At 71.7% G+C, this 13,749-nt stretch carries 13 protein-coding genes; 8 read left to right on the forward strand and 5 right to left on the reverse strand.

Translation table 11 applies throughout. The features are described 5' to 3' along the window. On the reverse strand, window positions 1–2,131 hold a 2,131-nt coding region (locus tag ACH45E_RS37155; RefSeq protein ID WP_399042347.1), incomplete at its 3' end, for a DEAD/DEAH box helicase. Window positions 2,132–2,623: 492 nt separating this feature from the next. Here ACH45E_RS37155 and ACH45E_RS37160 point away from each other — a divergent pair. Continuing rightward, on the forward strand, window positions 2,624–3,370 hold the full coding sequence (locus tag ACH45E_RS37160; protein WP_361449772.1) for a ferritin-like fold-containing protein: 747 nt from the start codon (window positions 2,624–2,626) through the stop codon (window positions 3,368–3,370). Window positions 3,371–3,400: 30 nt separating this feature from the next. On the opposite strand, the gene ACH45E_RS37165 is transcribed toward ACH45E_RS37160, so the two are convergent. From ACH45E_RS37165 to ACH45E_RS37180, 4 genes are all read right to left on the reverse strand, one after another. Then, window positions 3,401–3,670, reverse strand: coding sequence for a hypothetical protein (locus ACH45E_RS37165; protein WP_361449775.1), 270 nt, complete (start codon window positions 3,668–3,670; stop codon window positions 3,401–3,403). 194 nt (window positions 3,671–3,864) lie between these two features. Next, window positions 3,865–4,092 (reverse strand): DUF3107 domain-containing protein, encoded by a 228-nt coding sequence (locus tag ACH45E_RS37170; RefSeq protein ID WP_361449778.1) that lies wholly within the window; start codon window positions 4,090–4,092, stop codon window positions 3,865–3,867. 156 nt (window positions 4,093–4,248) lie between these two features. Next, window positions 4,249–4,890 carry a TetR/AcrR family transcriptional regulator gene (locus tag ACH45E_RS37175; RefSeq protein WP_361449781.1) on the reverse strand — a complete coding sequence of 214 codons (642 nt, stop codon included), beginning with the start codon at window positions 4,888–4,890 and terminating at the stop codon, window positions 4,249–4,251. Window positions 4,891–5,072: 182 nt separating this feature from the next. Then, on the reverse strand, window positions 5,073–5,300 hold the full coding sequence (locus tag ACH45E_RS37180) for a hypothetical protein (RefSeq protein ID WP_361449784.1): 228 nt from the start codon (window positions 5,298–5,300) through the stop codon (window positions 5,073–5,075). Window positions 5,301–5,510: 210 nt separating this feature from the next. Here ACH45E_RS37180 and ACH45E_RS37185 point away from each other — a divergent pair, with 210 nt between their 5' ends. From ACH45E_RS37185 to ACH45E_RS37215, 7 genes are all read left to right on the forward strand, one after another. Next, window positions 5,511–6,533, forward strand: a complete 1,023-nt coding sequence (locus tag ACH45E_RS37185) for an alpha/beta hydrolase (RefSeq protein WP_361449787.1) — start codon at window positions 5,511–5,513, stop codon at window positions 6,531–6,533. A gap of 8 nt (window positions 6,534–6,541) precedes the next feature. Further along, window positions 6,542–8,092: a DUF3152 domain-containing protein gene (locus ACH45E_RS37190; protein ID WP_361449790.1), complete on the forward strand. Its 1,551-nt coding sequence runs from the start codon at window positions 6,542–6,544 to the stop codon at window positions 8,090–8,092. A gap of 56 nt (window positions 8,093–8,148) precedes the next feature. Then, window positions 8,149–8,244, forward strand: coding sequence for an Ms4533A family Cys-rich leader peptide (locus ACH45E_RS37195; protein WP_361449793.1), 96 nt, complete (start codon window positions 8,149–8,151; stop codon window positions 8,242–8,244). A gap of 183 nt (window positions 8,245–8,427) precedes the next feature. Beyond that, on the forward strand, window positions 8,428–10,146 hold the full coding sequence (locus tag ACH45E_RS37200) for an ABC transporter substrate-binding protein (RefSeq protein WP_361449796.1): 1,719 nt from the start codon (window positions 8,428–8,430) through the stop codon (window positions 10,144–10,146). A gap of 4 nt (window positions 10,147–10,150) precedes the next feature. After that, on the forward strand, window positions 10,151–11,143 hold the full coding sequence (locus tag ACH45E_RS37205; RefSeq protein WP_361449799.1) for an ABC transporter permease: 993 nt from the start codon (window positions 10,151–10,153) through the stop codon (window positions 11,141–11,143). Continuing rightward, window positions 11,140–12,138, forward strand: coding sequence for an ABC transporter permease (locus ACH45E_RS37210; RefSeq protein WP_361449802.1), 999 nt, complete (start codon window positions 11,140–11,142; stop codon window positions 12,136–12,138). The genes ACH45E_RS37205 and ACH45E_RS37210 overlap by 4 nt, the downstream gene beginning before the upstream one ends. After that, window positions 12,135–13,727, forward strand: coding sequence for an ABC transporter ATP-binding protein (locus tag ACH45E_RS37215; RefSeq protein WP_361449805.1), 1,593 nt, complete (start codon window positions 12,135–12,137; stop codon window positions 13,725–13,727). The genes ACH45E_RS37210 and ACH45E_RS37215 overlap by 4 nt, the downstream gene beginning before the upstream one ends. Window positions 13,728–13,749 lie beyond the last annotated feature (22 nt).

Below are 13,749 nucleotides of genomic sequence, written 5' to 3' on the forward strand. Positions count from 1 at the left end.
CCGTGGTGGCCGCGGTCTTGCGGGTGCGGCGGGGCTTGGCCTCCGTGGCCTCGGCGGTGTCGACCGCGGCCTCGGCGGGAGCCGCCGTCTTGCGGGTGCGGCGTGCCTTGGGCTTGGCCTCCGCTTCGGCCGTCACGTCTGCCGGGGCTTCGGTGGTGGTCGGCGCGGTTGCCGTGGTGGCCGCGGTCTTGCGGGTGCGGCGGGGCTTGGCCTCCGTGGCCTCGGCGGTGTCGACCGCGGCCTCGGCGGGAGCCGCCGTCTTGCGGGCCCGGGTCCGGCGCGGCTTGGTCTCGGTGGCCTCGGCCGTGGGAGCCGCCTCCACCGTCTCCGGGGCCGCGACCTCGGCCGGGGCCGGCTCGGCGGTGGCCTTGCGGGTGCGGCGACGCGGCTTGGCCTCGGTGGCCTCGGCGGTGTCGACCGTGGCCTCGGCGGGAGCCGCCGTCTTGCGGGTGCGGGTCCGGCGCGGCTTCTCCTCCGGAGTCTCCGCGACGGGGGTCACCTCGGCCTCGGCCGCGGGCACTGCCTCGGCCGGGACGACGACCGGCTCCGCCGTCTTGCGGGTGCGGCGGCGACGCGGCTTCTCGGCGGTGTCGGCCGTGGCCGCACCCTCCGCCGTCGCCACGACGGCCTCCGCGGCCGGGGCGACCTCGGCCACCACGGTCTCGGCGGCCACGACGGCCGGGGCCGTCTCCGCCGGAGCCCCGCCGCGCGTACGGCGGCGGCGGCGCAGCGTGCGCGGCGCGCTGGTCTCCTCCACCGTGCCCGTCTCGGCGGCCGGCGACGCGGAGTCCAGCGCGGCCCCGCCGCGCGTGCGACGGCGACTGCGCGGCGTACGCGCCGGACGCTCGCGCTCGGCGGTACGGGCGTCACCGCCACGGGAGTCGCCACGGGAGTCACCCCGGCCGCCCCGGCCACCGCGACCGCGTGCACCGCGGCCACCGGTCTCGCCGAGGTCCTCCAGCTCCTCCGCGTCCAGCCCGGCGCGCGTACGCTCCGAGCGCGGCAGGACGCCCTTGGTGCCCTCGGGGATGGAGAGGTCCGAGAACAGGTGCGGAGAGCTCGAGTAGGTCTCCACCGGGTCGTTGAAGTCCAGCTCCAGCGCCTTGTTGATCAGCTGCCAGCGCGGGATGTCGTCCCAGTCGACGAACGTGATCGCCGTACCCTTCGCGCCCGCGCGGCCCGTACGGCCGACCCGGTGCAGGTACGTCTTCTCGTCCTCGGGGGACTGGTAGTTGATGACGTGGGTGACGCCCTCGACGTCGATGCCGCGCGCGGCCACGTCGGTGCAGACGAGGACGTCCACCTTGCCGTTGCGGAAGGCGCGCAGCGCCTGCTCGCGGGCGCCCTGGCCGAGGTCGCCGTGGACCGCGCCGGAGGCGAACCCGCGGCGCTGGAGCTGCTCGGCGATGTCGGCCGCCGTGCGCTTGGTGCGGCAGAAGATCATCGCCAGCCCGCGGCCGTCGGCCTGCAGTATGCGGGCGACCATCTCCGGCTTGTCCATGGAGTGGGCGCGGTACACGAACTGCTTGATGTTCGCGACCGTCGCGCCCTCGTCGTCCGGCGCGGTGGCGCGGATGTGGGTGGGCTGGGACATGTACCGGCGCGCGAGGCCGATGACCGCGCCGGGCATGGTGGCCGAGAACAGCATGGTCTGGCGCTTGACCGGAAGCATGTTGATGATCTTCTCGACGTCGGGCAGGAAGCCCAGGTCGAGCATCTCGTCGGCCTCGTCGAGGACGAGGCTCTTGATGTGCTTCAGGTCCAGCTTCTTCTGCCCGGCCAGGTCCAGCAGTCGGCCCGGGGTGCCGACGACCACGTCGACGCCCTTCCTCAGGGCCTCCACCTGGGGCTCATAGGCCCGGCCGCCGTAGATCGCGGTGACGCGCACATTGCGCACCTTGCCCGCGGTCAGCAGGTCGTTGGTGACCTGCTGGCACAGCTCGCGCGTCGGGACGACGACGAGCGCCTGCGGGGCGTCGGTGAGGGCCTCGGGCCGGGCGCGGCCCGCCTCCACGTCGGCGGGGACGGTCACGCGCTCGAGGAGCGGAAGGCCGAAGCCCAGCGTCTTGCCGGTGCCGGTCTTGGCCTGGCCGATGACGTCCGTGCCCGAGAGGGCCACGGGGAGCGTCATCTCCTGGATGGGGAAGGGAGCGGTGATGCCGACGGCCTCCAGGGCCTCGGCGGTCTCGGGAAGGATTCCGAGTTCACGAAACGTAGTCAGGGTGCTGCCTCTTCTGTGTGTGCGGCGCGAGGCGAGCGCGGGGGTCGTGTCGGACCATGCCGGGGGACGTCGGCTGCCGTACGGGCAAACCACTCGGGTTAGCCGTATGGCACGGGACCTCTGCCGACGCTCTAGCGCTCGTACCGCTGAGGGTGTCCCTCCGGTCGTCGTACGCACGGTGGCGTACGGCCGGGGAGGGCTGTCGGGTCGGAGCCGATCGGGCCACCGACCGGGCATCCTCATGCGTGCGGCCTGTCGCGGCACGTCGAGCACTGTCGACCCACCCAGCAGGCGCATTACCACCATACCCCGGAATCGTGCACATGTGATGGCCGATTTGGTCACGTAGTCGTCGTCACAGTGGTTGACCAGGGGCTTCATCCAGGCGGCGAGCGGGCTATTGTGCGCTTCATGACGAGCTCTGACAAGCCTGACAACGCCACTGCCGAACACACCGGCGTCGCCGCCCAGGACTGGGCCAAGGCCTCCGGCGACCCGCAGTACCGCGCCGCGGTCGTGGACCTGCTCGGCGCGCTCGCCTACGGGGAGCTCGCGGCGTTCGAGCGTCTCGCGGAGGACGCCAAGCTGGCGCCCACGCTGGAGGACAAGGCGGAGCTGGCGAAGATGGCGTCGGCGGAGTTCCACCACTTCGAGCGGCTGCGGGACCGGCTCACCGAGATCGGCGCGGAACCGACCCTCGCCATGGAGCCGTTCGTCGCGGCACTCGACGGCTTCCACAAGCAGACCGCGCCCTCGGACTGGCTGGAGGGCCTGGTCAAGGCGTACGTCGGCGACTCGATCGCCAGCGACTTCTACCGGGAGGTCGCGGCACGCCTCGACTCCGACACCCGCGAGCTGGTGCTGGCCGTCCTCGACGACACCGGGCACGCCGGCTTCGCGGTGGAGAAGGTGCGCGCCGCCATCGACGCGGACCCGCGCGTGGGCGGCCGGCTCGCCCTGTGGGCGCGGCGTCTGATGGGCGAGGCGCTGTCGCAGTCGCAGCGGGTCGTCGCCGACCGGGACGCCCTGTCCACGATGCTCGTCGGCGGCGTGGCGGACGGCTTCGACCTCGCCGAGGTCGGCAGGATGTTCTCCCGCATCACCGAGGCCCACACCAAGCGGATGGCTGCGCTGGGCCTGGCGGCGTAGCACCCCTGAGCGGGGCGGGGGCGGATGCCCCTACGCCGTCGCTGATCGTCGGCGCAGGCGGCCGGCCGGGCGCAGCAGGAGTGAGAGCGACGCCGCGGAGACGGCTGCCGCGCCGAGCAGGCTCGGCAGTACGGTGCCGGTGCCCAGCGCGCTGTGGGTGACGAAGTCACCGAAGAGGGCTCCGGCGACGCCCGTGCCGAACACCAGGGCGCGGGCGGGCAGCCGGTGGGCGAGCCGGTGCACCGCGGCCCAGGCCAGCGCCAGACCGAGCAGGGCGGAGCCGAGAGCTTCCAGGATCATGTGCGGGTCCCTCCCACGCGGCCGGCTGCGCTTCACGGTCGTAGCCCGTCATACCCGTGACCTGCGGAATGCAATCCTCCCCTGTGGATGACTTGTGCTCGCTTTGTGGAGCGGGTCCGGACACGGGAAGGGGCCCGGCGGCAGCTCGCCGCCGGGCCCCTTCCCGTGTGCGTAGGACGTCTTCCGCGTGCGGACTACAGCGGGCCGAAACCCACCTTCCGGACGGAAGGCTCGCCGAGCTCGACGTACGCCAAGCGGTCCGACGGGACCAGGACCTTGCGGCCCTTCTCGTCCTCGAGGCTCAGCAGAGGCGTCTTGCCGGCCAGCGCCTCGGCCACCACGCGCTCGACCTCCTCCGCACTCTGACCGCTCTCCAGAACGATCTCGCGGGGCGCGTGCTGCACGCCGATCTTGACCTCCACGGCTATGTCCCTCCGACGGTCAGTGAGTGCGCGACCTTCCGCGCCGTACCAGCACACACTAGCCCGGTAAGGGGACGTACATGTTCAGCGCGAGAACGCCAGAAGCGAACAGCGGGCGGGAACAAACCTCTCCCGCCCCGCCACGCGCGTGCGTGCTCAGTGGTGCTCGGTGCCGTGCAGCGGGAAGCCTGCGATGCCCCGCCAGGCCAGCGAGGCCAGCAGCTGCACCGCCTGGTCGCGCGGGACGCTGCGGTCGCTGTGCAGCCAGGAGCGCGCCACCACCTGGGCGAGCCCGCCGAGGCCGGAGGCCAGCAGCATCGACTCGGCCCGCGACAGGCCCGTGTCCTCGGCGATCACTTCGCAGATCGCCTCGGCGCACTCGGTCGTGACCTTGTCGACGCGCTCGCGCACCGCGGGCTCGTTCGTCAGGTCCGACTCGAAGACCAGGCGGAAGGCGCCGCCGTCGTCCTCCACGTACGCGAAGTAGGCGTCCATCGTCGCCCGCACGCGCTGCTTGTTGTCGGACGTCGACGCGAGTGCGTTCCGTACGGACTGGATCAGCGACTCGCAGTGCTGGTCCAGCAGGGCGAGGTAGAGGTCCAGCTTGCCGGGGAAGTGCTGGTAGAGCACCGGCTTGCTGACGCCGGCGCGTTCGGCGATGTCGTCCATGGCGGCCGCGTGGTACCCCTGGGCCACGAAGACTTCCTGGGCGGCACCCAGGAGCTGGTTCCGGCGGGCACGGCGCGGCAGGCGAGTGCCCCGCGGGCGTGCCGCCTCTGTCTGCTCGATGGCTGTCACGCCGCCTCCCAAAATCACGTCCACATGCGGTGTGCGCCGCGCGGCCATCGTACTTTTCGGTAACCGTGCTGTGCGCGGTGAGAGCGCAGAATTTCACGTACCGGACGACGGCGAAAGGGGTACGGACGACCGCAAAACCGGGCAGGTCGCCGCCCGCCTGGTCAGGGATGGCCGGCCGGCGGTCAGCGATAGTCGTCCTCGTCGAGGGTGACGACCCGTGCCTGTTCGATGAGGTCCGCCTCGTTCGCGCGGTCGGGATCCACCCCCGTGAGGGGGTCGTCGTGGTCCGGGGCGAGGTCCGTGTGCTGCTCGGCGGCGTCGACCTCGGGGGCCTCGACGTCGATCTCCCTCAGGTCGTCCTCGGTCTCGAGTTCCTGGAACGCCTCGGGATCGCTGGGGTCATAGGCCATGGTGGGCTCCCTTCCTACGAACGTCCCCGGAAGCAGCAGGGGCCACATTCGGGTGCCCTTTGTACGAGCGTAGGAGACACCCGATGCGGACGCTATGCCATCTGCCCCCGATAGTTGTGCGGCTCATCGGCCGACTCACCGGTGGGGAGCGTTCCACTCTGTGACGGCGAACACATGAACCACTACGTGATCGTCTCGTAACATTGCCGCATGTCTTCGACCGAGTTGCCGTCCGTGCCGGCCGCGAGCGTCCTGCCAAGGGTGTCGCCCGTGAGGGTCGCGGAGGGCGAGCGGCTCAGGTCGGTGGGTCTGCCGGGGGTCACGCTGACGGTCCGGTCGAGACCACCCGCGCGCGAGGGGCTGCCGCCCGCGCTGTACGTGCACGGGCTCGGCGGTTCCTCGCAGAACTGGTCGGCGCTGATGCTCGAGCTCGACGGCGTCGTCGACGGCGAGGCGGTCGACCTGCCGGGCTTCGGGGACTCCCCGCCACCGGACGACGGCGACTACTCCGTCACCGGACACGCGCGCGCGGTCATCCGCTATCTCGACGCGACCGGCCGCGGCCCCGTCCACCTCTTCGGCAACTCCCTGGGCGGCGCGGTCACCACGCGCGTGGCCGCGGTGCGGCCCGATCTCGTCCGCACCCTCACGCTGGTCTCGCCCGCGCTTCCCGAACTGCGCGTGCAGCGGACGGCGGTGCCGACGGCGCTGCTGGGCGTGCCCGGTGTGGCAGCGCTCTTCACCCGCGTCACCAGGGAGTGGTCGGCCGAGCAGCGCGTCCGGGGCGTCACGGCCCTGTGTTACGGCGACCCCGGGCGGGTGTCGCCCGAGGCGTTCCGGCACGCCGTGGAGGAACTGGAGCGACGGCTGCGGCTGCCGTACTTCTGGGACGCCATGACGCGCTCCGCGCGCGGGATCGTCAACGCCTACACACTCGGCGGCCAGCACAACCTGTGGCGCCAGGCCGAACGCGTCCTCGCCCCGACGCTCCTGATCTACGGCGGCCGTGACCAGCTGGTCGGCTACCGCATGGCCCAGAAGGCGGCCCGTGCCTTCCGTGACTCCCGTCTGCTGTCCCTGCCGGACGCCGGGCACGTGGCGATGATGGAGTACCCGGACACGGTGGCCGGGGCCTTCCGGGAACTTCTCGCCGAGGCAGGCGAGTTGGTGCCCGAGGGCGGCCCGGACGCCGCCGTCGCGGACGGCTCCGTCGGCACGGGTTCGGGGGGCTGAGGGGCGACGTGGGACGCCACAGCCGCCGCGGGAAGGCACCCAAGGGTGACTCCGGCTCCGCGGCCACAACAGCACAGACCTCCGGCGGGAGCCGCACCGGGCAGGGCGCTGCCCGGGACGGGCGGGAGCCGGGCACGGCTCCGGGGGTGATGCCGGGCGGCCGGCCAGGTGCGGGTCCCGTACCGGTGCCGGGGCAGCGCCGGGCGCCGGTGGACGGGGGACCGGGGCACGGCGTGCCGCGCGGCCCCGGCGGGACGCCTGCTCAGGGCACGCCCGCTCGGGGTGTCCCTCGTATGCCTGACGGCACTCCCGCGCGCGGTGTGCCGCGTATGCAGGGGGGTACTCCGGCGCGTGGTATGCCACGTATGCAGGACGGTACTCAGACGCGCGGGGTGCCCCGTTCACAGGACGGGGCACCCCAGGCCCGTGGCGCTCACCCCGAGCAGCGGGAACCCGGCGGTGGCTGGGGCGAGTTCGCGGGCAGTCGGGAAGGCGGCCTGGACACGCGCTCCGGCGCGGCCGGGCCCGGGGCCGCCGTGCCGCGGCAGCGGCGGAAGGTGCCCGGCGGGCCCCGGAAGGAGTACCTGGACGCCTTCGACGGCGGGCCCGACGAGGACGAGGATGTCTTCGCCCCCCGGTCGGGGGCCGCCACGCGGCATACGGAGCCGACGGAGTCGTACGTACCCGCGCCGGCCCGGGCACCCGGGACCGCCGGCACGGACGAAGTCGCCCCCGCGACCGCCGATCCCGCGCAGAGCAAGCGGATCAAGGGGCGGACCTTCACCGGTATCGCCGCGGCCGCCGTCACCACCGTGCTGGCGGTGATCGTGGCCGGCCAGGTCACCGACGGCCAGGACGACACCGGTGCGCAGTCCAGGTCCGCCACCGACGGGTCCCGCGACTCCGCCTCGCGCGGGGACGACCGGCCTACGACTTCCGGATCCCCGAACGCGGTGCCGCTGACGTACGACCAGAAAATGGCCGAGAAGTACCCGCTCAGCGCCACCCTGAAGGGTCCGGGGAAGTTCGGCGCGGTCCCCGGTGCGGCCAAGGCGCCCGGCAAGGGGCGCAAGTACACCTACCGTGTGGACGTCGAGCAGGGGCTCGGCCTGGACGGCGAGCTCTTCGCCGAGGCCGTGCAGAAGACGCTCAACGACGACCGCAGCTGGGCCCACGACGGCGCCCGCACCTTCGAGCGCGTCTCCTCCGGCAAGCCCGACTTCGTCATCACCCTCGCCAGCCCCGGCACCACCGCCACCTGGTGCGCCAAGTCCAACCTGGACACCACGGAGGACAACGTCTCCTGCGACTCGGCCGCCACCGAGCGCGTGATGATCAACGCCTATCGCTGGGCACAGGGCTCGAAGACGTACGGCGACAAGATCCACGCCTACCGTCAGATGCTCATCAACCACGAGGTCGGCCACCGGCTCGGCTACGGCCACGTCACCTGCGACAAGAACGGCGAACTGGCCCCCGTGATGCAGCAGCAGACCAAGTTCCTGGACCACGACGGCATCCACTGTCTGCCCAACCCCTGGCCCTATCCCAGGAGTTGACAGGCAGCGCTTACCTCACATTGACATGTGCCGAAAGTTCGTTCATATTTCTGCGCATGTGGTCTAGTCATGCCGCCGACAGCAGCGCCGCCATCGAGCTGGCGCTCTTCGGCGTGACCGCGCTCTGCGTGGCCGACATCCACTGTCGCTGACGCCGCCTCCTGGCGTTCGCGTCGCGATTCCACCGCTTCTCCGTGATGTGATCACGGCCTTTTCGACGACCCGGCGCCGGGGCAGACGTCTGTTCATTTTCGTCTCACTCCTCGTCCACCTGTCTCACCATCCGAGAAGACTCGAGAGACAGCCGACAAGCCAACCGAGAGGTCGTCACTCCGATGCGTCAACCGTCCCGCAGAGCGCGCCGCGTGGCCGCGGCGTCCGTCAGCCTGGTCGTGGCAGCGGGCGCCGCCGCCTGCGGGCCGAAGGACAACGATGCCAAGGCATCCGGCGGCGACTCCACGCCCCACAAGGGCGGCACCCTCACGGTCCTGAACTCCGAGGCGCAGACGGACTTCGACCCCGCCCGCCTGTACACCTCCGGCGGCGGCAACGTCCCCTCCCTCGTCTTCCGCACGCTCACCACCCGCAACCGCGAGAACGGCGCGGCCGGCGCCAAGGTCGTCCCCGACCTGGCCACCGACACCGGGCGCCCGAACAAGGACGCGACCGTGTGGACGTACACCCTGAAGAAGGGCCTCAAGTACGAGGACGGCACCCCGATCACCTCGGCCGACATCAAGTACGGCATAGAGCGCTCCTTCGCCCCCGAACTCTCCGGCGGCGCCCCCTACCTGCGGGACTGGCTGGTCGGCGCCGCCGGCTACCAGGGGCCGTACAAGGACAAGAAGGGCCTGTCCGCGATCGAGACGCCGGACAGCCGGACCATCGTCTTCCATCTGAACAAGCCCGAGGGCGAGTTCCCGTACCTGGCCACCCAGACGCAGTTCACGCCTGTCCCCAAGGGCAAGGACACGGGCACCAAGTACGAGGAGCACCCCGTCTCCTCGGGTCCGTACAAGGTCGTCAAGAACGAGAACGACGGCGAACACCTGCTCCTGGAGCGCAACACGTACTGGTCGCCGGCGACGGACCCGGAGCGCAAGGCCTACCCGGACAAGGTCGACGTACGCTCCGGGCTGGACTCCTCGGTGATCAACCAGCGGCTGGCCGCGTCCCAGGGCACGGACGCCGCCGCGGTCACCACCGACACCAACCTCGGCCCGGCCGAACTCGCCAAGGTGACCGGCGACAAGGCACTGGCCGCGCGCGTGGGCACCGGCCACTTCGGCTACACGAACTACATCGCGTTCAACCCGAAGGTCAAGCCGTTCGACAACGCCAAGGTGCGCCAGGCGATCTCCTACGCCATCGACCGGTCGTCCGTCGTCAACGCGGCGGGCGGTTCCGCGCTCGCCGAGCCCGCGACCACCTACCTGCCGAACCAGAAGTCCTTCGGCTACACGCCGTACGACCTCTTCCCGGGCGGGAAGACCGGCAACGCGGCGAAGGCCAAGGAGCTGCTGAAGGAGGCCGGTTACAAGAACGGGCTCTCGGTGAGCCTCACGCACTCCAACAGCAAGGACTCCGAGACCAGCCCGGAGATCGCGACCGCCGTCCAGGACGCGCTCAAGAAGGCCGGCATCACGGTCAAGCTCCAGGGCCTGGAGGACAACGACTACCGCGACAAGATCCACAGTGTGAAGACCGAGCCCGGCTTCTTCCTCGCCCACTGGGGTGCCGACTGGCCCTCCGGCGGTCCCTTCCTCGCCCCGATCTTCGACGGCCGGCAGATCGTCAAGGACGGCGCGAACTTCAACACCGGCCTGCTGAACGACAAGTCGGTCAATGCCGAGATTGACGCGATCAACAAGTTGACGGACCTTGACGCCGCCGCCAAGCGGTGGGGTGCACTGGACAAGAAGATCGGCGAGCAGGCGCTGACCGTGCCGCTGTTCCACCCCGTCTACAAGCGCCTGGTCGGCGACGACATCAAGAACGTCGTGATCAGCGACTGGACCGGCGTCCTCGACATCTCCCAGGTCGCGGTGAAGTAGCGCCGTGAGTGAGGCACTTGTCGCCGTCGAGACCGCCGGGACGGACACTTCCGTCCCGGCGGTCTCGGGGGCCCGTCAGTTCTGGCGGCGGCTGCGGCAGCAGCGCGCCGCCCTCGTCGCGGCCGTCGTCGTCGCGCTGCTCGTCCTGGTCGCGCTCGCCGCGCCGCTGCTCACCGCGATCGAGGGCCAGGACCCGACCACGTACCACCCGTCCCTCATCGACTCCGCGCGCGGGGGCGTGCCCGTCGGCTCGTTCGGCGGGGCCGGCGGCGGCCACTGGCTGGGCGTCGAACCGCAGACCGGACGCGACCTGTTCGCGCGGCTGGTGTACGGGGCGCGGGTCTCCCTCGGGGTCGCGCTGGCGGCGACGGTGCTGCAGGTGACCCTCGGCGTCACGATCGGCATCGCGTCCGCGCTCGGCACCCGATGGGTTGATCAACTGTTGAGCCGGGCCACCGACGTCATCGTCTCCATGCCGCTGATGATCATGTCCCTGGCGCTGCTCGCGATCGTCCCCTCCAGCTTCCCGCGGCCGGTCCTGGTCACCCTGGTCATCGGCCTCATCTCGTGGGGCAACATCGCGAAGATCACGCGTGCCCAGACCCTCACCCTGAAGGGGCTCGACTACGTCTCCGCCGCCCGGCTGAGCGGCTGGGGAACGTGGCGCATCGCCCGCAGGGAGCTTTTGCCGGGCCTCGCCGCACCCGTCATCACCTACGCGGCGCTGCTCGTCCCCACGAACATCTCCATCGAGGCGGCCCTGTCCTTCCTCGGCGTCGGCGTGAAGCCGCCCACGCCCTCCTGGGGGCAGATGCTCACCGCCGCCGACGTCTGGTACCAGGCGGCACCGCAGTACCTGCTGCTGCCCGCCGGCGCGCTGTTCGTCACCGTCCTCGCCCTCACCGTCCTCGGCGACGGCGTGCGTACGGCCCTCGACCCGCGCGCGGCCTCGCGACTGCGCGTCGGCACCGGCCGCAAGCGGGAGGCCAAGGCATGAACGGCTTCGGAGGATTCGTCCTGCGCCGCGCCGCCGGCGCCCTGGTCACCCTGTTCGTCCTCTCGGTGATCGTCTACGTCGTCTTCTACGTCACTCCCGGCAACGTCGCCCAGATCACCTGCGGCCCGCGCTGCTCGCCGGAGCAGGTGCACCAGGTCGCCCAGCAACTGAAGCTCGACGACCCGCTGTACGTGCGCTACTGGCACTTCCTGCTGGGCATCGTCGCGGGCCAGGACTACTCGACGGGAACGTCCGTCGCGCACTGCCCGGCCCCCTGCCTCGGGCTGTCGTACCAGAGCGACCAGCAGGTCACCGACATCATCCTGACCAAGCTCCCGGTCAGCCTGTCCCTCGTGCTCGGCGCGATGGTGCTGTGGCTCGTCCTCGGGGTCGGCACCGGCATCCTCTCCGCGTGGCGGCGCGGCCGGCTCACCGAACGGGTGCTGACGGCCCTGACCCTGGCCGGCTGGGCCACGCCGGTCTTCGTCATCGGCCTGATCCTGATGATCGTCGTCTGCGGCGAACTCCAGCTGCTGCCCTTCCCGCAGTACGTGAAGTTCGCCGACGACCCCGAGCAGTGGGCCTGGAACCTGCTGCTGCCCTGGCTCTCGCTGGCCCTGATCGAGGCCGCCGCGTTCGCGCGACTCACCAGGGCGGCCATGTTGGAGACGCTCGCCGAGGACCACATCCGCACCTTCCGCGCGTACGGCGTGGGGGAGCGGTCGATCGTCGGACGGCACGCCCTGCGCGGCGCGCTGGCGCCCGTCATCGCGCTGAACGCCAACAACTTCGGCTCGGCCGTCGGCGGCGCGGTCCTCACCGAGACCCTGTTCGGCCTGCCCGGCATCGGTCAGGAGCTGGTGCACGCGGTGAACGTCGTCGACCTGCCGGTGGTTGTCGGCATGGTCCTGGTCGTCGGCTTCTTCGTGGTCCTCGCCAACGCCGCCGCGGACGTGCTGTACGCGGTGGCCGACCGACGGGTGGTGCTCGCATGAGCCTGGTGGAAGTGACGGACCTGAGCGTCGGGTTCGGGCCCCTCAGGGCCGTGGACGGGCTGTCGTTCCGCCTGGAGCCCGGCGCGGCCCTCGCCCTGGTCGGCGAGTCCGGCTCCGGCAAGTCCACGGTCGCCGGCGCCCTGCTGGGCCTGCACCGGGGCACGGGAGCCCGGGTCGGCGGCTCGGTCCACGTCGCCGGCACCGACGTACAGGGCGCCTCCGACGAGGAACTGCGGCGGCTGCGCGGGGCGAAGGCCGCCATGGTCTTCCAGGACCCGCTGTCCTCGCTCGACCCCTACTACGCGATCGGCGACCAGATCGCCGAGGTGCACCGCGTGCACACGCGCGTGTCACGTCGGGCGGCACGCGCGCGTGCCGTCGAGGTCCTCGACCGGGTGGGAATCCCGGACGCGGTACGGCGGTCCCGCTCGCGCCCGCACGAGTTCAGCGGCGGCATGCGCCAGCGTGCCCTGATCGCCATGGCGCTCGCCTGTGAGCCGGAACTGCTCATCGCCGACGAGCCGACCACCGCGCTGGACGTGACCGTGCAGGCCCAGATCCTCGACCTGCTGCACACCCTGCGCGAGGACACCGGCATGGGGCTCCTCCTCGTCACCCACGATGTCGGCGTGGCCGCCGAGAGCGTCGACGAGGTGCTGGTCATGCGGCACGGCAGGGCGGTCGAGCATGGGCCGGCCGGCACCGTCCTGGGAACGCCCGGCGAGCCGTACACCCGGGAGCTGCTCGGCGCGGTGCCGCGCGTGGACGCGCCGCGTGCCGCCTCGCGGGCGACCGAGGAGGTCGTCCTGGAGGCGACCGGCCTCCGGCGCGCGTTCGGCCGCGGCAAGGGGGCGGTCACGGCCGTCGACGACGTGTCGCTGACCGTCCGCCGGGGCGAGACCCTCGGCATCGTGGGCGAGAGCGGCAGCGGCAAGACGACACTCGGGCGCATGCTGGTGGGGCTGCTGGAGCCGACGGCGGGCGGGGTCCGTTTCGAGGGCCGTGCGGTGAGCGGTGTGAACCCGGCCGTGCAGATGGTCTTCCAGGACCCCGTCTCCTCCCTCAACCCCCGCCGCAGCGTGGGCGAATCCATCGCCGACCCGCTCCGCGCGCGTGGAGAAAGGGACGAGAAGAGCATTCGGGGTCGCGTGAGGGAACTGCTGGAGCGCGTGGGACTCGAAGGGGCGCACTACGACCGCTACCCGCACGAGTTCAGCGGCGGACAGCGCCAGCGCGTGGGCATCGCGCGGGCGCTCGCGGCCGACCCGCGCGTCATCGTCTGCGACGAGCCCGTCTCCGCCCTCGACGTCACCACGCAGGCCCAGGTCGTGGGCCTGCTCGGCGAGTTGCAACGCGAACTCGGGCTCGCACTGGTCTTCGTCGCGCACGACCTCGCCGTCGTACGACAGGTGAGCGACCGGGTCGCGGTCATGCGCCGCGGGCGGGTCGTGGAGTACGGACCCGCCGACGAGGTCTACGACAACCCGCGGGAGCCCTACACCAGGCAATTGCTGGCCGCCGTACCCGCCCTGGACCCCCAGGTCGCGGCCGAGCGGCGGGCCGCCCGCCGGGAACTCGCCGCGGCATGACCGTACGCGTCCGCTTGATCTC

The organism is Streptomyces sp. NPDC020299 (genome assembly GCF_044387825.1).
Taxonomy (GTDB): domain Bacteria; phylum Actinomycetota; class Actinomycetes; order Streptomycetales; family Streptomycetaceae; genus Streptomyces.

Bases quoted from the DNA above. Each gene is read 5' to 3' on its own strand.
- ACH45E_RS37165 (WP_361449775.1), bottom strand. From the start codon at position 3,670: ATGATCCTGGAAGCTCTCGGCTCCGCCCTGCTCGGTCTGGCGCTGGCC.
- ACH45E_RS37210 (WP_361449802.1), top strand. From the start codon at position 11,140: ATGAACGGCTTCGGAGGATTCGTCCTGCGCCGCGCCGCCGGCGCCCTG.
- ACH45E_RS37215 (WP_361449805.1), top strand. From the start codon at position 12,135: ATGAGCCTGGTGGAAGTGACGGACCTGAGCGTCGGGTTCGGGCCCCTC.
- ACH45E_RS37185 (WP_361449787.1), top strand. From the start codon at position 5,511: ATGTCTTCGACCGAGTTGCCGTCCGTGCCGGCCGCGAGCGTCCTGCCA.
- ACH45E_RS37195 (WP_361449793.1), top strand. From the start codon at position 8,149: ATGTGGTCTAGTCATGCCGCCGACAGCAGCGCCGCCATCGAGCTGGCG.
- ACH45E_RS37200 (WP_361449796.1), top strand. From the start codon at position 8,428: ATGCGTCAACCGTCCCGCAGAGCGCGCCGCGTGGCCGCGGCGTCCGTC.
- ACH45E_RS37180 (WP_361449784.1), bottom strand. From the start codon at position 5,300: ATGGCCTATGACCCCAGCGATCCCGAGGCGTTCCAGGAACTCGAGACC.